The organism is Oceanicaulis sp. HTCC2633 (genome assembly GCF_000152745.1).
In the GTDB taxonomy this organism is placed as follows: domain Bacteria; phylum Pseudomonadota; class Alphaproteobacteria; order Caulobacterales; family Maricaulaceae; genus Oceanicaulis.
On sequence record NZ_CH672428.1, the window covers coordinates 13,718 to 33,987 of the forward strand.

At 63.9% G+C, this 20,270-nt stretch carries 17 protein-coding genes and 1 pseudogene; 8 read left to right on the forward strand and 10 right to left on the reverse strand.

Annotation, left to right across the window (positions count from 1 at the left end; genetic code table 11):
* A pseudogene (locus tag OA2633_RS16225) lies at positions 1–461 on the reverse strand (hypothetical protein); the annotation flags it as partial.
* A gap of 156 nt (positions 462–617) precedes the next feature.
* On the opposite strand from OA2633_RS16225, the gene OA2633_RS00105 reads away from it, so the two are divergent.
* Both OA2633_RS00105 and OA2633_RS00110 read left to right on the forward strand, forming a co-directional pair.
* Positions 618–2,498, forward strand: a complete 1,881-nt coding sequence (locus tag OA2633_RS00105) for an ABC-F family ATP-binding cassette domain-containing protein (protein ID WP_009800422.1) — start codon at positions 618–620, stop codon at positions 2,496–2,498.
* Positions 2,499–2,625: 127 nt separating this feature from the next.
* Entirely contained in the window at positions 2,626–4,242 is a 1,617-nt protein-coding gene (locus OA2633_RS00110) for an acyl-CoA synthetase (RefSeq protein WP_009800423.1), read from the forward strand.
* A gap of 3 nt (positions 4,243–4,245) precedes the next feature.
* Here OA2633_RS00110 and OA2633_RS00115 read toward each other — a convergent pair whose 3' ends face one another.
* The 5 genes from OA2633_RS00115 to OA2633_RS00135 form a co-directional block, all read right to left on the reverse strand.
* Positions 4,246–4,833 (reverse strand): zeta toxin family protein, encoded by a 588-nt coding sequence (locus OA2633_RS00115; protein WP_009800424.1) that lies wholly within the window; start codon positions 4,831–4,833, stop codon positions 4,246–4,248.
* On the reverse strand, positions 4,830–5,186 hold the full coding sequence (locus OA2633_RS00120) for a ParD-like family protein (protein ID WP_009800425.1): 357 nt from the start codon (positions 5,184–5,186) through the stop codon (positions 4,830–4,832). Before OA2633_RS00120 ends, OA2633_RS00115 begins: the two co-directional genes overlap by 4 nt.
* A gap of 66 nt (positions 5,187–5,252) precedes the next feature.
* Positions 5,253–5,555: an I78 family peptidase inhibitor gene (locus tag OA2633_RS00125; RefSeq protein ID WP_009800426.1), complete on the reverse strand. Its 303-nt coding sequence runs from the start codon at positions 5,553–5,555 to the stop codon at positions 5,253–5,255.
* A complete protein-coding gene (locus OA2633_RS00130; RefSeq protein ID WP_009800427.1) occupies positions 5,552–6,001 on the reverse strand; it encodes a DNA polymerase III subunit chi in 450 nt (149 codons plus the stop codon). The genes OA2633_RS00125 and OA2633_RS00130 overlap by 4 nt, the downstream gene beginning before the upstream one ends.
* A 58-nt stretch (positions 6,002–6,059) precedes the next feature.
* A complete protein-coding gene (locus OA2633_RS00135) occupies positions 6,060–7,529 on the reverse strand; it encodes a leucyl aminopeptidase (protein ID WP_009800428.1) in 1,470 nt (489 codons plus the stop codon).
* Between the two features lie 156 nt (positions 7,530–7,685).
* Here OA2633_RS00135 and OA2633_RS00140 point away from each other — a divergent pair, with 156 nt between their 5' ends.
* The 6 genes from OA2633_RS00140 (at position 7,686) to rsmA (ending at position 15,315) form a co-directional block, all read left to right on the forward strand.
* A complete protein-coding gene (locus OA2633_RS00140; RefSeq protein WP_009800429.1) occupies positions 7,686–8,813 on the forward strand; it encodes an LptF/LptG family permease in 1,128 nt (375 codons plus the stop codon).
* Positions 8,810–9,913 (forward strand): LptF/LptG family permease, encoded by a 1,104-nt coding sequence (locus tag OA2633_RS00145; protein ID WP_009800430.1) that lies wholly within the window; start codon positions 8,810–8,812, stop codon positions 9,911–9,913. Before OA2633_RS00140 ends, OA2633_RS00145 begins: the two co-directional genes overlap by 4 nt.
* Before the next feature lie 70 nt (positions 9,914–9,983).
* Entirely contained in the window at positions 9,984–12,161 is a 2,178-nt protein-coding gene (locus OA2633_RS00150) for an LPS-assembly protein LptD (protein WP_009800431.1), read from the forward strand.
* Positions 12,162–12,242: 81 nt separating this feature from the next.
* Positions 12,243–13,478 carry a peptidylprolyl isomerase gene (locus OA2633_RS00155; protein ID WP_009800432.1) on the forward strand — a complete coding sequence of 412 codons (1,236 nt, stop codon included), beginning with the start codon at positions 12,243–12,245 and terminating at the stop codon, positions 13,476–13,478.
* Entirely contained in the window at positions 13,475–14,464 is a 990-nt protein-coding gene (gene pdxA, locus OA2633_RS00160) for a 4-hydroxythreonine-4-phosphate dehydrogenase PdxA (RefSeq protein ID WP_009800433.1), read from the forward strand. Before OA2633_RS00155 ends, pdxA begins: the two co-directional genes overlap by 4 nt.
* Positions 14,461–15,315 (forward strand): 16S rRNA (adenine(1518)-N(6)/adenine(1519)-N(6))-dimethyltransferase RsmA, encoded by an 855-nt coding sequence (rsmA, locus tag OA2633_RS00165; protein WP_009800434.1) that lies wholly within the window; start codon positions 14,461–14,463, stop codon positions 15,313–15,315. Before pdxA ends, rsmA begins: the two co-directional genes overlap by 4 nt.
* Before the next feature lie 19 nt (positions 15,316–15,334).
* On the opposite strand, the gene OA2633_RS00170 is transcribed toward rsmA, so the two are convergent.
* From OA2633_RS00170 to OA2633_RS00185, 4 genes are all read right to left on the reverse strand, one after another.
* Positions 15,335–17,314 (reverse strand): S9 family peptidase, encoded by a 1,980-nt coding sequence (locus tag OA2633_RS00170; RefSeq protein WP_009800435.1) that lies wholly within the window; start codon positions 17,312–17,314, stop codon positions 15,335–15,337.
* Positions 17,315–17,403: 89 nt separating this feature from the next.
* Positions 17,404–18,663 carry a DUF2254 domain-containing protein gene (locus tag OA2633_RS00175; protein ID WP_009800436.1) on the reverse strand — a complete coding sequence of 420 codons (1,260 nt, stop codon included), beginning with the start codon at positions 18,661–18,663 and terminating at the stop codon, positions 17,404–17,406.
* A 62-nt stretch (positions 18,664–18,725) separates the two neighbouring features.
* Positions 18,726–19,382 carry a guanylate kinase gene (gene gmk / locus OA2633_RS00180; RefSeq protein WP_009800437.1) on the reverse strand — a complete coding sequence of 219 codons (657 nt, stop codon included), beginning with the start codon at positions 19,380–19,382 and terminating at the stop codon, positions 18,726–18,728.
* 5 nt (positions 19,383–19,387) lie between these two features.
* Positions 19,388–20,269, reverse strand: a complete 882-nt coding sequence (locus OA2633_RS00185; protein ID WP_009800438.1) for a YicC/YloC family endoribonuclease — start codon at positions 20,267–20,269, stop codon at positions 19,388–19,390.
* Position 20,270 lies beyond the last annotated feature (1 nt).

Below are 20,270 nucleotides of genomic sequence, written 5' to 3' on the forward strand. Positions count from 1 at the left end.
GCCGCGGCGATCGCGATACCCGGACCATAGGCGTTGTTCTCGATGGTCCAGCCCCGCGCGAGATGATGCATCTCATGCAGGCCTGTGCGCAGAAGTCCGGCGCGCGCCGCTGCTTCGGGACCGCCCGGATAGGTGACCGACATTTCCAGGACCAGCACGCCAGGGCGTTGCGCCCGGCCCGTCACCCCGCCCAGCGCATCCACGCCGGGACGGTTGATCGGGTGAAGCTCCACGGAAATCGCATCCGCGAGCTGGGGAAAGTCCGCTTTCGTGATCTGATACGCCTGATTGAGAATATCCGAGATGAGGGCGCGCTCCGACGCGGTGTAGTCGTGCGTCTCGCCGGCCTGGAAGGAGACCGCCACGGCGGACTGGGCTCCGACGACCTGTTGACCGGCGAGCGCGACCGTCGTTGTCCCTGTCGCGCCCAGCACCAGGGCGAGTGAGAGTGCTTTGAACATGACCAACCTGCTTGTTTTATGGTTATGCCCTCTGCCTAAACCCTGCTCATTTGGCTCTGGATTACCAAAAGCTGACAAATCGGAAAGCTTTCAGCCCGCCGTCCTCCGCGCAATCGACTTGCCCGGCGCGAGAGAGCGCGCTAACCGGCACGCCTCATGTTGCACATCAATGACCTCTCTCACCGCATCGACGGGCGCCTGCTGTTTGATCAGGCGACGCTGTTCCTGCCCGCCAAGACCCGCATGGGGCTGGTGGGGCGCAACGGCACGGGCAAATCGACCCTGTTCCGGCTGATCCTGGGCGATCAGAGCCCGGATGACGGCTCGGTCAGCGTGCAGCCCGGCGCCCGCATCGGCACTGTGGCTCAGGAAGCCCCGGCGGGTCAGACCTCGGTGATGGATTTCGTGCTGGCCGCCGACCTTGAACGGACGGCCCTGCTGGCCGAAGCGGAAACCGCGACCGATCCGCATCGCATCGCCGACATCCAGACCCGGCTCGCCGATATCGACGCCCATTCAGCCGAAGCGCGCGCGGGCGCGATCCTCAATGGTCTGGGCTTCAACACCCAGGACCAGGCCCGGGCCTGCGCGGAATTTTCCGGCGGTTGGCGCATGCGGGTGGCGATGGCGGCGACCCTATTCGCCAAGCCCGACCTGCTGCTGCTCGATGAGCCGACCAACTATCTCGACCTTGAGGGCGCAGTCTGGCTGGAAACCCACCTACAGAAATTCCCCGGCGCCGCACTGATCATCTCGCACGACCGCGATCTTCTGAACGCCTCGGTGCACTCCATCGTCCACCTCAAGGATCTCAAGCTGTCCGTCTGGGAGGGCGGCTACGATCAGTTCCAGCGCCAGCTGGCGGAACGTCAACGCCTTCAGATGAAGATGGTGGAGCGTCAGGAAGACGAGAAACGCCGCCTGCAAGCGTTTGTGGACCGGTTCAAGGCCAAGGCCAGCAAGGCGAAACAGGCCCAGTCCCGCGTCAAGCGCATCGAGAAGATGCAGCCCATCGCCACCATGGTGGAAGACCCGGTTGCGCCGTTCGAGTTCCCCCATGCCGAACGCCGCATGGCCAACCCGCTGGTGCGCTTTGACGAGTGCGAGACCGGCTATACCGAAGACAAGCCGATCCTGAAAAATCTCGGCATGCGCATCGACATTGATGACCGTATCGGGCTTCTGGGCCGCAATGGCGCGGGCAAGTCCACCTTCGCCAAACTGCTGACCGGCGCCCTGCCCGTCACCGCGGGCGCCATGCGCATGCACAAGAAGGCGGTGGTGGCCCATTTCGCCCAGCACCAGATTGACGCGCTGTCGCCCAACCATTCGGCCTACACCCATGTGCTGGAGCGTATGGAGGACGCGACCGAGGCCGAGCGCCGCGCGCGTCTGGCCCGCTTCGGTCTGCCGGCCAACCGTCAGGAAACCGCCGCCAAGAACCTCTCAGGGGGTGAGAAGGCGCGGCTCCTGATGAACCTCATCACGTTTGACGGCGCCCATCTTCTGATCCTCGACGAGCCGACCAACCACCTTGATATCGACAGCCGAGAGGCGCTGAAGGCCGCGATCAACGAGTTTGCGGGCGCGGTGATCATCATCTCTCACGACCGCGACCTGATCGAAAGCTGCGTGGATCGGCTGTGGCTGGCGGCGGACGGTACGATCAAGCCCTATGACGGGGATATGGACGATTACCGCCGCGAGCTGCTGGCGGGAGAAACCAAGCCCCGCGACAAGTCCAAACCTACGGGCGGACAAAAGACCCAGGACCGGCGCGATGCCGCGGCCGCGCGCGAAAAGATCAAACCTCTCAAGGCGCAAGCGGCGAAATGGGAGAAAGAGATTGAACGCCTCAAGGGCGTACTTTCCAAGATTGACGCGGGTCTCGCCGTCGATGGCCTGTGGGAGAAAGACCCCAATCTCGCGACCGAGCTGACCAAGAAGCGCTCCAGATGCGTCGACCTCATCGACGAGGCGGAGATGGCCTGGCTGGACGCGGAAGAAGCCATCGAGGCGGCGCAGAGCGCGCTCTGATCACTGCTGAATACGCCTAAAGTCGCGTGACCTTGGGCCACATTGCCTCTGTAGCTTTCCGGTGTCGGAATGGTCCGATCAAGACGTTTGTCAAAACGCGACCCCGGGGAGTTTTCAGTTGAGCCAGATGTACGACACGGATTTGGACCGTAACGCCGCCAACCATGTGCCGCTAAGCCCGATCAGCTTTCTGACGCGCACCGCCCGCGCCTATCCTGAAAAGCTCGCCGTGATCCATGGCGATATCCGCCGCAATTGGGGCGAGGTGTATGAGCGCTCGGTCCGGCTCGCCTCGGCGCTGTCAAAGCGCGGGATCAAAAAGGGCGATACGGTCGCGGTGATGGCCCCGAACATCCCCGCCTTCGTGGACGCCCATTTCGGCGTGCCCATGTCGGGCGCCGTGCTCAACGCGCTCAATATCCGGCTCGACGCGGAAGCCATCGCCTTCATCCTCAAGCATGGCGAGGCGAAGGTGATCCTGGTGGATCGCGAGTTTTCGTCCGTCATCGCCCGCGCCGTGCAGGAGATCGATGCAAAGCCGCTGATCGTCGATATCGACGACCCTCTGGCCGAACATGGCGAGCTGATCGGCGAGATCGAATACGAGGCCTTCCTGAAAGAGGGCGATCCCGGTTTCGACTTCCATCGCGCCGAGGATGAATGGGATGCGATTGCGCTCAACTACACCTCGGGCACGACGGGCGACCCCAAGGGCGTCGTCACCCATCACCGGGGCGCGTATCTGAACGCCGTGGGCAATGCGATGGAATGGGATATGCCCCATTTCCCGGTCTATCTGTGGACCCTGCCCATGTTCCACTGCAATGGCTGGTGCTTTCCCTGGACCCTCGCGGCCAAGGCGGGCGTCAATGTCTGCCTGCGCCGGGTCGAACCCTTCGCCATCCTGTCCGCCATCGCCGAGCACAAGGTCACCCATCTCTGCGGCGCGCCCATCGTGATGAGCATGATGATCCAGCTGCCCGAAAAGGAGCGGCCGGACTTTGACCATCCCGTCGCGATGATGACCGCCGGCGCCTCCCCACCCGCCACGGTGATTGCGGGCATGGAGGCGATGGGCGTAACCGTCACCCACACTTATGGCCTGACGGAAGTCTATGGCCCCTCCATCGCTTGCGCCTGGAAGCCCGAATGGGATGAGCTGCCGCTGAAAGACCGCGCGCGGCTGAAGGCGCGTCAGGGCCTGCCCTATATCACCCAGGAAGACCTGATGGTGGCGAACCCAGAGACGATGGAGCCCCTGCCCTGGGACGGCAAAAGCCTTGGGGAGATCATGATCCGCGGCAATGCGGTGATGAAGGGCTATCTGAAGAACCCCGCGACCACGCAGAAGAGCTTCAAGGGCGGCTGGTTCCATACCGGCGACCTCGCCGTCACCCATCCCGACGGGCATGTGGAGATCAAGGACCGCTCCAAGGACATCATCATTTCGGGCGGTGAGAACATCTCCTCGGTCGAGGTGGAGGATGTGCTCTACAGCCACCCGGACGTGGCCGCCGCCGCCGTGGTCGCCAAACCCGACGCCAAATGGGGCGAGACGCCCTGCGCCTTCATCGAGCTGAAGACTGGCGCCAATGTGACGGACAAGGACATCATCGCCTTCGCCCGCGAGCATCTGGCCCACTTCAAGGCGCCGCGCCTCGTCGTGTTCGGCGAACTGCCCAAGACCGCCACCGGCAAGATCCAGAAATTCATGCTCCGCGAACGCGCGCGAGAGATGCACTAGAGGTCAGACCAGAAGCTCGGTTGCATAGAGCGAACGAATCCAGCCCGGCAGGGTCGGGCGAACGACTACGCGCGCGCCCCGCTTGAACTCAAGACAGCGTTTGGGCGGGGTGTTCAGCCCTGAATTGTCATAGACAAAGCCCCGGTCCGCTTTCAGCACCGCCTGTCGGATCAGGGCGCCGCAGCGCTCGAACCGGGCGCGGACCTTGTCTTCGGGTACGGCATGGCCCTGTTCATCCACCCGCGCCTTGACCCGCGCGACAGACAGCTCGGGCGTCTCAACGCCGACATGCATGACGATCAGGGTGAAGCCCGCCGCTTTCGCCTCGTCCACCAGTGAGAGTTTCGAAGGATGTGAGAAGACGGTTTCGGTGACGAAATCGCGCTTCTCAGCGATGAAGGCTGCTCGTCGCTCACTGGCGATGCGTGCGGCTTCATAGGAGGCGTCGAGTGCGCCATCCTTCAGCTCATCGCGCTGGATCAGGTCGGCATTGATGAAGGGGCCGGCGAAGATCGGCGCGACGCGGGTGTGATACAGGGTCGACTTGCCCGCCCCGTTGGGACCGGCCAGTACGATCATGACGGGGGTCATGCAGCGGCGTCAGGGGTCTCGCGCACCAGCTCGCCGTTCTCATCCAGGCCGACGCCCCGGCCCAGCTGACGGCGGCCCTCAAAGAACGCCTCTTCACCGTCGCTCGGCTCAGCCAGAGCCGCGGAGAAGGCGTCGAGCCAGACATCATGCTCTTCGTCGGACAGGGTGTTCGGACCCGCCTCGCCCGCCAGAACGGCGTTGATGCGGGCATGGTCGAAATTGCCCGAAGTCTCGATGGCGCGGCCAATACGCACCCAATGGGCGATCTGCCCGGCGATCGAGCGGCTTTGCCGTTCGGACTCGGTCCGGACGAGCTTCATGATGTCATCACTGAGTTTCACAGACTGGGCCATGATCGCCTCCTGCCAACAAGGTAGCATTTTGCTACCCTTTGGGCAAATCGCGGATAAGTCTGGCCGCTAACCGCACTTCACTTCAGCGATCACACCGTTTTCGCCCACGACGATGTTGAGCCGGTTCGGGCGGTAATCCATGGTCACCGGATCACCGAGGCCATAGACGCGATGCGGGCGCGGCAGGCTGTCCGTGTGCACCCCGCCCACGGGCTGGCCGACCAGCACCTGATAGGCCTCGGCGGCGCAGGGCTGGGGCTCCGGCATGGGGTCTGGCTGGAACCCCGCATTCGGGTTCGTCGTCGAGGCGGTCGTCGCACAGGCGGTCAGCGTGAAACCGGCGACGAGGATAACGAGTGTACGGATCATGCTTTGCGCTCCCAGCGGCCCATTTCGTTCTGACGCCAATAGCTAATCGCAATATCGGACTTTTTCTGGGCAGCCCAGAGGGCGCGGGCCCGCGCCAGGCTTGTCTCGTCGCTGGCTTCAAACATCACCACCACCCGGTCCCAGGCGGACACATCCCCCGGATCGGCGCCATCGAGGCAGAACAGCATGCTGGCGGAATTGGGATTATCGGTGCGATCTGACAACACGATCGGCTGATGCTCCACATGCTCGGCGTCGGCGCGACCATGGGGCAGGAAGCTCTCCTCGCGGAAGGTCCACAAATGGCTGTCGAGATGATCGAGCCGCGTCTCTTCCTGACTGCACACCACGGCGCGGCCGCCCCGCTCCATCAGCTTGGTCAGAAGTTCCGGCAACGCCTCGTCAACACTGGCGTTTTCCAGATGATAGAACCACAGCTCGGCCATGTTGCGTCCTGAAAGGCGACGCCCCCGGCGCATGGCCGGGGGCGCTGCGGCAAGGGCGTTAGCCCTCGAAGTTGTCGCGCACCAGACGGTCCAGCAGACGCACGCCATAGCCGGTGCCGAAGGTCGGGATGCGCGGATCCTTGGAGCCGGCGTTCATGCCGGTGCCAGCGATGTCGATATGGATCCAGGGCTTCTCGTTGACGTGACGCTTGAGGAATTGCGCCGCGGTGATCGAGCCGGCCAGACGGCCCTCGCCCACATTCTTCATGTCCGCATTCGGGGTGTCGATCTGGCGGTCGTATTCCGGACCGATCGGCAGACGCCACACGGTCTCGTCCGACGCCTTGCCCGCCTTCTCCAGCTTGCCGACCAGATCGTCGTCATTGGAGAACACGCCTGCATGCTCATGGCCCAGCGCGATCAGGATGGCGCCGGTCAGGGTGGCGAGGTTGATCATGAATTTCGGATCGAAGCGGTCCTGCGTGTACCAGAGCACATCACCCAGCACGAGACGGCCCTCGGCGTCGGTGTTGTGGATCTCGATGGTCTGACCGGACATGGATTTGACGATGTCGCCCGGACGCTGGGCATTGCCGTCAGGCATGTTCTCGACAAGACCGATGACGCCGATGACGTTCGCCTTGGCCTTGCGGCCGGCCAGCGCGGCCATCAGGCCGACCACGGCGGCGGAACCGCCCATATCGCCCTTCATTTCGTCCATGCCCTGACCCGGCTTCAGCGAGATGCCGCCAGAGTCAAAGGTGACGCCCTTGCCGATGAAGGCGAGCGGCTTGTCGCCCGACTTGCCGCCATTCCACTTGATGACGACCATCTTGGATTCGCGCACCGAGCCCTGGCCGACGCCCAGAAGCGCGTGCATGCCCAGCTTTTCCATTTCGGCTTCGCCAAGAACCTCAACCTCAAGACCCAGCTTGCTGAGTTCCTTGACTTTTTCGGCGTAGCTTTCCGGGTAGAGAACGTTCGGGGTCTCGTTCACGAGATTCCGCGCCAGGGTCACGCCCTCGGCCACCGGCGCCCAGTCGGCCCACAGCTTTTCAGCCGCCGCCGCGTCAGAGGACACGATCTCGACGCTCTGCACGGACGGTTTCTTGTCGTCGCTGAGCTTGGTGCGGTAGGTGTCGAAGCGATAGGCGGCGAGGCTGGCGCCCAGCGCGCCGCGGCACAGCAGCTCGGCGTCGCCATCCAGATGCACTGAGACGGATTTCGCCCCCGAGATCAGGATCGACTTGATCACGCCTGCAACCGCCTTTTCGGCGCCATTGCCGTCGAGCTTGGCCTTGTCGCCCAGACCGAAGAGCACGATGCGCGTCGCATCCACGCCCGCCGGCGCGGTGATTTCCAGAAGGTCGCCTGCGCCGCCCTTGAAACGGGAGGCCTCGATGGCGCGGGTCACCGCGCCGGACGTTGCCGAATCAAGCGCCTTCGCAGCGTCAGACAGGGCGCGATCAGCGAAGACCGGCGCTGCAATTGCATCACCCGATGCGGAGGCGGCAAACGAGATTTTCATGGCAAACCTTTCCAGTATCAGCAAGATTTCGGCGCGCGAGACCCGCGCGGCCTGATGGAGAACTCCATGCGAGCAGTGGTATCGCATCCCAACCCGCGTTAGAAGATGCGGTCTTCATGAATGCAGACTGCTCGACTGACCACACATTGGCGCCGAATGACCCTGTTTCAACGCTATACATTCAGACAGGCGCTGTGGCCCTTTCTCGGCGCCATGGCGGCGCTGACCGGGCTGGCGGTCCTGACGCAGTCGCTGTCCAATCTCGATCTTATGGCCGAGCGCGGGGAAACGGCGCTCGTCCTGATCACCATCACCGTGCTGGCCATGCCGCAGGTCATCGCGCTCCTGCTGCCGATCGCCGTCTTCCTGGCCGTCGCCATCGCGCTGAACCGGCTGACGAGCGATTCCGAACTCACCGTCGCGGCCGCCGCCGGGATGAGCCGCTTCCAGCGCGTCAGCCCCTTCCTGCGCCTCGCGATCTATGTCGTGCTGGTCAATCTGGTCATCAATCTGTTCGTTCAGCCCGCCAGCTTCCGTCTGATGCGCCAGCAATTGTTCGAGATTCGCACCGATCTCGCCGCCAGCTTCATGCGCGAGGGCGAGTTCGTGCCGCTGGGCGACCAGGTGACCTTCTATGTGCGCGAGATCAGCGATGATTCCGTGCTCAATGACGTGTTCATCATGGATGACCGCACGGGTCAGTCCGCTGCTTACGCTGCACGGCGCGGCCGCATCGCCGCAACCGATCGCGGGCCGGTCATGCTGCTTGAAGACGGCGTGCGCACCCAGGTGGACCAGTCGGGGGTGCTGACCAATCTCAGCTTTGACAGCACCAAGGTCGAGCTCACCCTGTTCGTGGACAACACAGCCTCGCTCTTCTTCAAGGAAAGCGATAAGTATCTGCCTGAGCTGCTGCGCCCCACCCCCGCCGACATCGCCCGGGCCGGCGGCAAGGGACGGCTCTACGCCGAAGGCCATTATCGTCTGTCAGCGCCGCTCTACAATCTCGCCTTCGCGCTGATCGCGCTGGCGGCCTACATGTCCGGCGAACATCGCCGCATCGGTTATGGCCGCAATCTGATCATCGCCGGCGCCAGCGCGGTCGTGTTGCGTCTGACGGGTTTCGCCATCCAGGCCGCAGCGGAATCCGATGACGCCATGAACGCCGTCCAGTACCTCGTTCCGCTGATCGGAATCGCCGTCGCCATCGCCATCATCGGGCGCCCCCGCCGCCGCGCGCCCCGGGCCGAGGCGACACCCCTCACGTCGGAGGCGACGGCATGATCGGTCGTCTGTGGCGTTACCTCTTCATCCAGACCCTGATCGGCCTTATTGGCGCGGCGGTGATCATCACCGCCGTCATCCTGCTGATCGACTTTGTTGAGACCTCTCGCGATATCGGCACGCGCGTGGGCATTTCCGCCTTCCAGGCCCTGCATCTGTCGCTGTTGAAGGCGCCCTTGCTGGTGCAGGACACCCTGCCCTTCATCGTGCTTTTCGGCGTGCTTTTCACCTTCTTCCGCCTGAACCGCCGGTCCGAGCTGATCGTGATGCGGGCGTCCGGCTATTCCGCCTGGCGCATCCTGGCGCCGGTAGCGATCCTCGCCGCTCTCACCGGAGCGATCAGCACGCTGGCGCTGAACCCGCTGGGGGCCGCCTCCAACGCCCGGTTCGAAGCCACCCGGGAGGCGCTGTTTGAGGGCGAAGGCCAGTCCAGCGGCGCCAACCAGTCCGGCCCCATCTGGCTGCGCGAGACCACCGCGACCGGCTACATCATGATCACGGCCCAGCAACAGGGCGGCGATGACGCCACGCTGACCGAGCCCGTCTTTCGCCAGTATGTGCTGTCTGAGAGCGGCGCGCCCCTGCTTGATCGACGGATCACGGCGGAGCGGGCCGAACTCAATGGCGGTTTCTGGAGCCTGACGAACGCCATTGAATACGCGCCCGGCGGACAGGCAACGGAGCTGGGAGACGTGGCCCTGCCCACCAATGTGGGACGCCAGGCGCTGTTTGAGCGCGCAAGGTCACCCGGCGCGGTGTCCTTCTGGCAATTGCCCGCCGTCATCGCTTCGGCGCGGGACGCCGGCCTGTCTTCGCTGGCCTATGAGCTGCGCTGGCATGGTTTGCTGGCTCAGCCCCTGATGCTGGTGGCCGCCGCCCTGATGGGGATCGCCGCAACCTTGCGCCTGCATCGCCTGGGGGGCGCGGCCGGATTCGCCGCCGCCGGCGCGACAGCGGGCTTCATCCTCTATTTCAGCCAGGAGCTCATGCTGGGCCTGGGCGCCTCGGGCGCCATCACGCCCCTGACCGCCGCCTGGACCACGCCGGCGCTGTTTTCACTCGCCGGTTTGTTCTTTATCGCCGCCACAGAAGACGGCTGATGCGTGGACGATGGCGCCCCAATCCGATACATGGCTTACTGGGGCTTGGCCAAGGGACTGAACACCGATCATGAAAGCGTTGTACCGATCTGCGGCGGCGGCCGCCCTTCTTGCGGCGACTGCAGCGCCGGCGGCGATGGCCCAGTCCGTCAGCAATGATCGGGTCTATCTGGATGCGGACGAGCTGATCCAGGACCGCGAGCAGGGCCTGTATATCGCGCGCGGCAATGTCCGCGTTCAGACCGGCGATCGCGTCCTGTTCGCCGAGGAACTCACCTACAACCCCGCCATCAATCGCGTGATCGCCAGCGGCGGCGTGCAGATCTTTGATGGCGCCGAACCTGCGCAATTCGCTCAAGAGGTCGAACTCAGCGATGACCTGCGCGAGGGTGTGGCGCGCGGATTCACCACGCTTCTTGAAAACAATGGCCGCGCTGCGGCGGGCGCCGCCCTGCGCCGTCCGGACGGTTCGGTCGAACTGTCGAACGCCTATTACACCGCCTGCGAGCTGTGTGCGGATGGCGAAGGCGAACCGACCTGGCGCCTCCGGGCGAGCCGGGTGGTGCGCGACACCCAGAACAAGGTCATCTATTACCGCAATGTGCGGCTTGAGATCCTGGGCCGACCGATTCTCTACTCGCCGGTCTTTGCCCATGCCGATCCGTCCGCGGCGCGCCAGTCGGGCTTTCTCTTCCCGGTGCTGAACAATTCCAGCCGGCTCGGCTTCACCTATCAGCAGCCCTATCTGTGGGCGATCGGTCCGTCCCAGGAGCTGATCGTCTCACCGCGCTACATGAGCAAGGTGAACCCGCTGATCCAGCTGGACTGGACCCGGCGTTTCTATTCCGGCGAGATGAGCATCCAGACCAGCTTCACCTATGATCAGGAGTTCGATCAGGACGGAAAGTTCGGCGAGGAAGAGCTGCGCGGACACGTTTTTGCGGACGGCCTGTTCAACTTCACTCCGAACCTGCGTTGGGGCTTCGGGGTCGAGGCGGTCAGCGAGGATCTCTACCTGCGCCGCTATGGCTATGAGGAATCGCCGGATCGCGCGGATGGGCTGTTCACGATCGCCGACCAGCGCATGCTGCTCAATCAGCTCTTCTTCATTGGCGATGGCGAGCATTTCCATGGCGACGCAACCGTCATCCATTTCAACAAGCTCCAGCAGAATGTCGATGACGACACCCTGCCCTTCATTTCACCGCTGATCCGCTTTGGCGCCCAATTGCCGATGCCGAACTGGGCGGGCGATCTCGATTTCAGTTTCAACACGGTCAATCTGCATCGCAATGCCGGCGATGATTACACCCGCGCCAGCCTGGGTCTGGACTGGACCCGTCCGACCATCCTGCCGGGCGGACTGAGGGCGGAAGCCTTCGCCATGGCGCGCGCGGACGCCTATGCGTTCAACGAGACAGACTCCAATGGCGACGAGATCGACCAGACCAATCTGACCCGCGCCCTCGGCGCCGCCGGTCTTGATCTGAGCCTGCCCTTCGTGCGCCCCGGCCAGTCGGTGAACTGGCTGATCGCGCCCCGCGCCGCCGCTATTTTCGCCAGCAGCGACAATGCCGACCAGACGCCCGTCAATGTGGACAGCGCCTCGATCGAGTTCCAGCAAAGCCAGCTGTTCGATGCGGCCCGCGCGAATGGCTATGACCTGTGGGAGGATGGCGCGCGCGTGGATGTCGGCCTGACCGTCGCCGCGAACTGGGATGGCGCCCTGCCTGGTGAGGTCGAGGTGTTCGCTGGCCGCAGTTTCCGACTGGATGGCGAACAGCGATTCCCGGCGTCGAGTGGACTGTCCGATGATGATTCTGACTGGATCGGTCAGATCCAGGTGGATATCGGCCGGTTCGACCTGGACGCCCGCGCCCGGATTGATTCTGAAACCCAGGAAATCAACCGTCTGGACCTCACCACAGGCTTTGAAGCCTGGCGCGTCTCGATGAATGCCCGTTACACCCGCCGCACCGACGCCGCCTCCACCCGCCAGCTTGAGGAAGTGACGGCCCGGGCCGGCTTCGCGCTGACGGATGAATGGTCCGTCGTCTATGACGGCGTGATCGATCTGGAAGAAAACGAAGTGCGTCGCCAGCGCGCGGGTCTTCAGTATCGGGACGAGTGCACGAACCTGCGCATCCTGTGGGAGCGCGACAATATCGACGTCGCCAATCTGGGCCCGAGCGATTCCGTGAAACTGGAGATCGTTCTCTTCACCCTGGGCGGGCTGAGTGATGATTAACGCCTTACACGCAGTCCGGCGATTGCGTCGGCGCCGTGTATCGGTATCTTGCCTGAACACCTCTAACCCTATGGTTCTTACATGGCGTTCCGACTCGCGCTGACTATCCTCGCCGGCATCGCACTGATGTCCGCCGCGCCCACGGCCTCCGCCCAGCAGGTCGAAGGCATCGCAGCGGTCGTCAACGACCAGCCGATCACGACGCTGGATGTGCGTGACCGCATGCGGCTGATCATTTCCTCCGCCGGCGTTCAGCCGACCGAGGAAATGCTGGCGCGGATCCAGGACCAGTCCATTCGCGGCCTGGTGGATGAAACGCTGCAACTTCAGCAGGCTGCGGAATTCGACCTTGAGGTCGAGGAAGCCGAGGTGGATGACGCCATCGCCGACATCGCCACGCGCTCCGGCGCCACGGTCCAGGAAGTCGAGGACGATCTGGCTGCGAGCGGCATCGACATCAACACACTGCGCCAGCAGGTGAAAGCGGAAATCGCCTGGCAGATCCTGGTCAGCGGCCGCTATCGCTCGCGCATCCGCATTTCCGACCAGCAGATCGAGACGGCTCTGGATCGTTACATCCAGTCCGCCTCCCAGCCCCAATATCGTCTGGGCGAGATTTTCGTCGAGATCACCCCGCAGGGCGGCGAAGAACGCGCCGTCGGCATCATCCAGACGATCTACGACCAGTTGCGCCAGGGCGCCCCCTTCCAGGCTGTGGCGCAGCAATTCTCTGATGCGGCGAGCGCCAGCGCAGGCGGCGACACCGGCTATCTGCCCCTGTCCGGAATCAACGCGCAGGTTGCTGAAGCCGTGACGCAGATGGAGCCGGGCCAGATTTCAAACCCGATCCGCGTCCCCGGCGGCTTCCAGATCGTCGCCCTGATCGACCGTCGCGACGGCCAGGTCATCGAACAGCTGACTTTGTCCCAGATCACCATTCCCAGCTCGCGCGTGACCGACGAGAACCGGGCGGCCCTCGGCCGCGCCGCGGCTCGCATCAACAGCTGCGAGGGTCTGGATGAGGCGATGAGCGATGTTGAAGGCGCGTTCGTGACCAATCTGGGCGATGTCGGCGCCAATGCGCTGGTTCCCACCATTCGCGACGCCCTTGGCGGGCTGGAGCCAGTGGCCGCGACCCCGGTGCTGGACACCGCCGCAGGCGCACAGGTTTTCGTGCTCTGCGACAAGGCGCTGACGGGTCCCGGCGTGCCGAGCGCCGACCAGATCGAGAACCAGCTGATCAATCAGCAGCTCTCTCTTCTGTCCCGCCGCTGGCTGCGCGATCTGCGCCGCGACGCCACCATCGAGATCCGGTGAGCCGCGCGCCGCTGGCCCTGACCCTTGGCGATCCTGCAGGGGTCGGCCCTGAACTCAGCCTGAAAGCCTGGCGCGCCCTGCGCGATGAAGATCTGTGCTTCGTCGTTCATGGCGATCCCGCGCCGCTGATGGCTGCAGCCCAGCTTCTGGACTTACCGCGCCCGGAACTCGTCTCAGGGCCCGACGAGGCGCAGCGCGTCTTCTCCAACTTCCTGCCTGTCATCGCCCTCGAGGCCTGTCAGCGCGAGGCTGAAAACGCCGTCCGCTCCATCGAAGCGGCGGTGGACGCTGCGAAGTCCGGCGCAGCGAGCGCGGTCGTCACCAATCCCGTGTCCAAATCCAGGCTTTACGAGATCGGCTTCGCCTTTCCCGGTCATACCGAATTCGTGGCGCACCTGACCGCAGACCTGCCGATGAACGGCGCACGCGGGCCTGTGATGATGCTCTCGGGTGGCGGTCTGCGCACCGCGCTCGTCACCATTCACACGCCGCTGATGGCTGCGATCCAGTCTCTGACGCCAGAAGGCGTGGCGCACACGGCGCGTGTTGTTTCCGACGCGTTGAAACGCGATTTCGGCCTTGCCCGCCCGAGACTTGCGATGGCGGGTCTGAACCCGCATGCCGGCGAGAATGGCGCCCTTGGCCATGAAGAGCTCGATATTCTGGCGCCGGCGCTGGAGCAGCTGAGATCCGAGGGGATGACGATCTCCGGCCCCCTGCCCCCCGACACCATGTTCCATGAGGACGCGCGCGCGGCCTATGACGCCGCGATCTGCCTGTATCACGATCAGGGCCTGATCCCGGTCAAGACGCTCGATTTCCATGGCGGCGTGAACATCACGCTGGGCCTTCCGATCATCCGCACCAGCCCGGACCATGGGACCGCCTTTGATATTGCCGGCCAGGGCGTCGCCCGGCCCGACAGCCTGATCGCGGCGCTCCGTCAGGCCGACGCGATGGTGCAGAGCCGAGAGACCGCCGCATGAGTCTGGATCAGTTGCCGCCGCTACGCGAGGTGATCGCCGAACACGGGCTTGGCGCAGACAAGCGGTTCGGCCAGCATTACCTGCTCGACCTCAATCTCACCGCCAAGATCGCCCGCCTGTGCGGCGACATGTCCGAGGCCACGGTCTTTGAAGTCGGCCCCGGCCCCGGCGGCCTGACGCGCGGCCTGCTCAGCGAGGGCGCGGCTCGGGTCACGGTGATCGAGAAGGACCGGCGTTTCATCCCGGCGCTTGCACAGATTTCAGACGCGGTGCCCGGCCGGTTCTCGATCATCGAGGCCGATGCCCTGAAGGTCGATGAAAGCACGCTGCCCTTTGAGGGGTCGCGCATTCTGGCCTCCAACCTGCCGTATAATGTGGGCACGGCCTTGTTGATCAAATGGCTTGAAGCCGACCCGATCTGGTGGACGCGGCTGGTGCTGATGTTCCAGAAGGAAGTGGCCGAGCGCGTCGTCGCCAGGGCAGGCGACAAGCAATACGGCCGTCTGGCGATCCTGGCTGCAGCCGTGGCGAAATCACGCTACGCCTTCACGGTCCCGGCGCGCGCCTTCACCCCGCCGCCCAAGGTGGACAGCGCCGTCGTGGTGATCGAACCCCTGCCCGAGGCCCAGCGTTTCACGGATCTCAAGGCGCTTTCGATTGTGACCGAAAGCGCTTTCGGCCAGCGCCGCAAGACGTTGCGCAAATCCCTGGGCCCAGCAGCGAGCCAGACCCGCGTCAGTCCGGAAGCTTTGCTGGAAGAAGCCGGTATTGATCCGGGCGCGCGCGCGGAAACGATTGCGCCGGAAGGCTTTTTCACCCTTGCCCGCGCCTGGCGCGCGGCCCGGGACTGACCCGGACCGCGCCGACAGACTATTCCTCGTCGGCGCCTTCCGGTGCCAGATGTTCGTCCAGGAAGCTCAGATAGGCGTCTGAGGCCGTGATGCGGTTCTCGCGACGGCGGAAGCCATGGCCTTCATCCGGGAACAGGACGTACTCCACGATGGCGCCATTTTCACGAGCGGCCGCAACCAGCTCATCGCTTTCCACCTGAAGCACGCGCGGATCATTCGCGCCCTGGACCACCAGCATCGGACGGACGATCTGGTCGGCATGGAACAGCGGAGAGATCGCGCGATGGCGTTCGGCGTCCGTCGCCGGGTCGCCCATTTCATCGTAGAGCGCTTCACGGAAGCTCGCCCACCAGGGCGGGATGGATTGCAGCGTCCGGACCCAGTTGGTGACTCCGAAGATGTTGATGCCGACATCAAATGCTTCGGGATGGAAGGTCAGGGCCGCAGCCGCTATGTAACCACCATAGGAGCCGCCAATCACGCCGACGGCGTCATCGCGCACCCAGTCGAGCGAGCGCAGATAGTCGCCCGCCGCCACGATGTCCTGCAAATCCTCCTCGCCATGGCGACGATCATCCATGTGGTAGAACGTCTTCCCATAGCCTGATGAGCCGCGATTGTTGGCGGCGTAGACCGCATAGCCGTTGTTCACCAGATGCTGGATCGCAGCGCTGTACCCGGCGCGGGTCTGTCCGCCCGGCCCGCCATGCACCCAGACGAGCGCCGGCACGGGATTGTCCGCGCTGGCGTTGTGCGGACGGTACATGATCCCGGGAATGGTGACCCCGTCAAAGCTCTCAAAGCGGACGACTTCCGCTTCCACGAGGTCATAGGGCTCCAGAACCGGATTGAGCGCTTCGGTCAGCTGGCGATGCTCGCCGGTCTCCAGATTCACCCAGTGGATATTGTTGGGGGCGATCGAGGAGGTGACGCCAAACGTCATCTCGGTCTCGTCCGCGTTGAACCGCACGCCCGCGAGATCGCCTGAAGGCACGCTGTCGGGCAGGCTGACCGTTTCGCCGGACTCGGTGTCGAGCACCGTCACGTCGGTGAAGCCATCATTGTTGATGGCGCTGATCCGATACCGGCCGCTGGGCGAGAAGCCCACATACATCACATCCCAGTCCGCCTCGATCAGCGGAGCGCGCTCGCCCGACTCGAGATCATAGGACCAGGCCTGGTTCCATTCGCCGTATTCGTTGGTCGCATAGATCAGCGCCGAGGAATCCGCTGTGAAGTCATAAGCGCCGTAGGCGATATTGCCCTCATGCTCGGTAATCAGGACAGGCGCCGCGTCCGTGGTGAGATCCGCCAGCAGGATGTCGCTGTCCGCAGAGGTCCGCGACCTGTTGAGCGCAAGCCAGCGGCCATCCGGACTGACCGCGCTGATATCCAGCGCGTCTGTGTTCTCGAACAGCATGGTGCGTTCATAGGTCTCGGCGTCATAGGCATACAGATCGAACGCGCTCGGATCCCGCTCATTGGTGGTGAGCCAGAAATACGAACCATCCGCCGACCAGCCGGCGAAGCCCGCCTTCACGTTCTCGCCCGGCGTGAGGTCCACCAGTTCTCCATCGGCATGGCGGACGAAGACATGGTTGAGCTCGTCTCCGCCATTGTCGGCGGTGACCAGGATGCGCTCGTCCGTCGGGAACCAGGTCAGCGCGAAAGTGGCGTTGGAGTCCGAGGTCGTCAGCGCGCGCTTCTCGCCGGTTTCCGGGTTCAGCGCGTAGGCGTTGAACACGCCTGTCTCGTCAGAGGAGATCAGGATGTCGCCACTCTGGTGGGAGAAGGCGTGTCCGCCTCCGCCCGCCAGCGAATAGGACGTGGTGTTGAAGAACACATCCGCCGAATAGCCCATGCGTGGCTCTGCGGTTTCGGTCTGGCTCATGGCGGCGGTTTCGGCGACTCCGCCGGACGTCGCGGTGATCACGCCCTCGTCACATGCAGACAAGGCGAATACGCTGGCGACAATCAGCAGGCTGGATTTGAAGGTCATCACGCCCCCTCCCCGGAAAAACAAACTGCGCATACGCTAGCACGGGGGCCGAAGGTGTCGAGCGGTCATTCGCAAGACCGCATGGCGCTCTACTCGCCAAAGCCCATCCGGCGCGCCGCCTGATCCAGGATCTCGCGATCCCCTTCATAAGTGACGGAGGCCTTGGCCCGCGCCAGCACGTCGGCGCCAAGCACCTGCACAGCCTCGCCATACAGGGCCTCATCGCTCGCTCTGAGGCCGGACAGAGCGCTCAGAAGCGTCCGGGTGATCACAGGCCTGTCAGCGCCATCGAAGGCGATGGGACTGAAGCCGCAGGACAAGGCATGGGAAACCCGGATCCCCGGCAGGAAGACCCGCGTCTCAGCGTCGGGTTCGGGATCAGACTCCTGTTGGCGCTTTTCCAGCGTCAGCGACCATTTGTGCAGCACGCGCTCGATCGCGCGAATGACATGGATGGCGGTGCCCGGATCATTCACGCCCGGCGACAACGCCTTGGAGGCGATTTCCGACAGCACGGTCAGGCCAAAACAGGGATCGGAATGAAAATCCCGGTCCGAGCCCAGATTGAAGCAGGCGCACAACGCATCGCGGCAGTCTGCGTCCACGTCTTCTGACAGACGCGCCAGTGGCGCGCCTGCATCTGCGAAATGACCTGGCGGCGCCTTCACCGCCACCTTGATCTCAAGCTTGTCAGCGAGAGCCCTGAGATCCTCGAGCGCGACATTCTGAACAAATCCCGGGGCCTTGGGATAAAGATCCACCCCCTCCTCGAACGCCGGCAGATCGGGAACGCGCTCCGCGACAGGGGCATGATCAAAGGCGAGCTGAGCCGCATCCTCCACCCGCCGGATCGCCTCCGTGACGTCGCCAAGGCGCGACAGACGCTGCAGCCAGCGTATCAGGGTCGCCACCACGATCACCACCAGGAGCACGGTCAGGCCGAACAGGATCACCCGCCCGGCGGGCGAATACAGATCGAGCCGTGTTCCGATGACGCCCAGAAGGCTGAACAGGAAAGCCCCGATAAAGGTGGAGATGGCGTTCTGGGCCGCCGCGTCCTCGACCAGAAGCGGCCGGGCGCGCGGCGTCGCCGAGCTGGACGCTGATTGCAGCGCGGACACCATGGTCGAGAGCGAGAAGATCGCCACCGCCAGCAGGCTGGAGGCGAGAATGGTGAGCACCGCTTCATTGGTTTGCGCCGAGATCAGCTCTTCCCATTCAAAGGGCATGAACGGATCAAGGATCGGGGTCAGAAAGACGGTGAAGGCGGCGCCGGCGGCATAGGCGGCCGGACGGAACCAGATGGACCGGAGCACGCGATTGACGAGAAACTCGGCCCTGGACAGCATGTTTGCGGACGCCCCTCTGATTACCCTGATCCGGATAAACGCGCGGGGGCAGCCAAGGTTCCCTATTCCTCCATCAGCGCGTCGACAAAGCCCTCAAGCCAGGGATGACGAGAGCGCTTGAGGCGCTCGGCGTGCAGAATCAGGCTGAGCTTTTCGAGGGCACGGGAGAAATCGTCATTTATGACGACATAGTCGTACTCGTCCCAGTGCTCGATTTCGGCCTTGGCGCGGTTCATCCGGCCCTCGATGATCTCGTGACTGTCCTGGGCGCGCTTGTGCAGACGGTCGCGCAGAAGCTTGAGCGAGGGAGGCAGAATGAAGACACGCACCACGTCATCCGGCGCACTCTCGGCCAGCGCCTGAGCGCCCTGCCAGTCAATGTCAAAGACCACGTCCCGGCCTTCATCAAGCGCCTCTTCAACCGGGCCCTTGGGCGTGCCGTAATAATTGTCGAACACCTTCGCCCATTCATAGAACTCGTTTGTCTTCGTCTTCGCGACGAACTCGTCCTGCTCCATGAAGTAATAGTCCTCACCATGCTTCTCGCCCGGACGCGGATCGCGCGTTGTGGCCGAGACCGACAGGACAAGGTCCGGGTTCATGGTCAGGAGGCGTTTGGACAGCGTGGTCTTGCCCGCGCCCGAGGGGCTCGAGAGCACCAGCATGAAGCCGCGGCGCTGGCCGCGATAAACAGGGCCGCTCAGATGATCACCATGCATGGCGCCTACTCCACATTCTGGACCTGCTCGCGCAGGCGATCGACCGTCGCCTTGAGCGCCAGTCCGATATTGGTCAGCTGGGTGTCCGCCGATTTCGAACACAGCGTATTGGCTTCCCGATTGAATTCCTGGGACAGGAAATCGAGCTTGCGGCCACAGGGCGAGCCGGCGTCCAGCAAGGCATGTGCGCTGTCGATATGGGCCTTGAGACGGTCGAGCTCCTCGCGCACATCCGCCTTGACCGCCATCATCGCCGCTTCCTGAGCGAGACGATCCGGATCAACGCCGCCCGAAATCAGCTCATCAAGCTTGACCTGCAAGCGCGCCTTGATGGCGTCGGGCATGGCGGCGGCGCAATTGGCGGCCTGATCGCGCAGATCGGTAATCTCGTCCAGATGGCCTTCGAGCACGGTTCTGAGCGCCGCGCCCTCCTCCAGCCGGGCGGTCTTCAGCCCGTCCAGCGCCGCTTCGACTGCGTTGACCACTTCAGCATCGCGCTCTGCGGCCTGGTCTTCGTCCAGACCCGTCTCTTCAGAAATGATCACGCCCTTGAGCGCCAGCAACTCGCCAATGGAAGCGGCGCGCACCCCGCCCTTGTCCACGAGGTTGCGGGTGGCGTGCAGATAGGCTTCGAGCTGGGCCATGTCGACGCTGGCCGCGCTGGCGCCTTCAGGCGCTGTCAGCGTGACGGTGATGGACACCGAGCCACGATTGAAGCGCTGCTTGGCCAGCTCCCGGATCGGATTCTCCACCGCATCGAGCCCTTGCGGCAAGCGCAGGCGCACATCCAGACCCTTGCCGTTGACCGAGCGGGCCTCGACGGAAATGGAGCCGTAAACGCCCGAGCGTTCGCTACGGGCGAAACCTGTCATGCCAGACAGCGTCATT

Excerpts from the sequence above, each read along its gene's own strand:
- OA2633_RS00105 (WP_009800422.1), top strand. The coding sequence starts at position 618 with ATGTTGCACATCAATGACCTCTCTCACCGCATCGACGGGCGCCTGCTG.
- OA2633_RS00110 (WP_009800423.1), top strand. The coding sequence starts at position 2,626 with ATGTACGACACGGATTTGGACCGTAACGCCGCCAACCATGTGCCGCTA.
- OA2633_RS00115 (WP_009800424.1), bottom strand. The coding sequence starts at position 4,833 with ATGACCCCCGTCATGATCGTACTGGCCGGTCCCAACGGGGCGGGCAAG.
- OA2633_RS00120 (WP_009800425.1), bottom strand. The coding sequence starts at position 5,186 with ATGGCCCAGTCTGTGAAACTCAGTGATGACATCATGAAGCTCGTCCGG.
- OA2633_RS00125 (WP_009800426.1), bottom strand. The coding sequence starts at position 5,555 with ATGATCCGTACACTCGTTATCCTCGTCGCCGGTTTCACGCTGACCGCC.
- OA2633_RS00130 (WP_009800427.1), bottom strand. The coding sequence starts at position 6,001 with ATGGCCGAGCTGTGGTTCTATCATCTGGAAAACGCCAGTGTTGACGAG.
- OA2633_RS00135 (WP_009800428.1), bottom strand. The coding sequence starts at position 7,529 with ATGAAAATCTCGTTTGCCGCCTCCGCATCGGGTGATGCAATTGCAGCG.
- OA2633_RS00140 (WP_009800429.1), top strand. The coding sequence starts at position 7,686 with ATGACCCTGTTTCAACGCTATACATTCAGACAGGCGCTGTGGCCCTTT.
- OA2633_RS00145 (WP_009800430.1), top strand. The coding sequence starts at position 8,810 with ATGATCGGTCGTCTGTGGCGTTACCTCTTCATCCAGACCCTGATCGGC.
- OA2633_RS00150 (WP_009800431.1), top strand. The coding sequence starts at position 9,984 with ATGAAAGCGTTGTACCGATCTGCGGCGGCGGCCGCCCTTCTTGCGGCG.
- OA2633_RS00155 (WP_009800432.1), top strand. The coding sequence starts at position 12,243 with ATGGCGTTCCGACTCGCGCTGACTATCCTCGCCGGCATCGCACTGATG.
- rsmA (WP_009800434.1), top strand. The coding sequence starts at position 14,461 with ATGAGTCTGGATCAGTTGCCGCCGCTACGCGAGGTGATCGCCGAACAC.
- OA2633_RS00170 (WP_009800435.1), bottom strand. The coding sequence starts at position 17,314 with ATGACCTTCAAATCCAGCCTGCTGATTGTCGCCAGCGTATTCGCCTTG.
- OA2633_RS00175 (WP_009800436.1), bottom strand. The coding sequence starts at position 18,663 with ATGCTGTCCAGGGCCGAGTTTCTCGTCAATCGCGTGCTCCGGTCCATC.
- gmk (WP_009800437.1), bottom strand. The coding sequence starts at position 19,382 with ATGCATGGTGATCATCTGAGCGGCCCTGTTTATCGCGGCCAGCGCCGC.
- OA2633_RS00185 (WP_009800438.1), bottom strand. The coding sequence starts at position 20,269 with ATGACGCTGTCTGGCATGACAGGTTTCGCCCGTAGCGAACGCTCGGGC.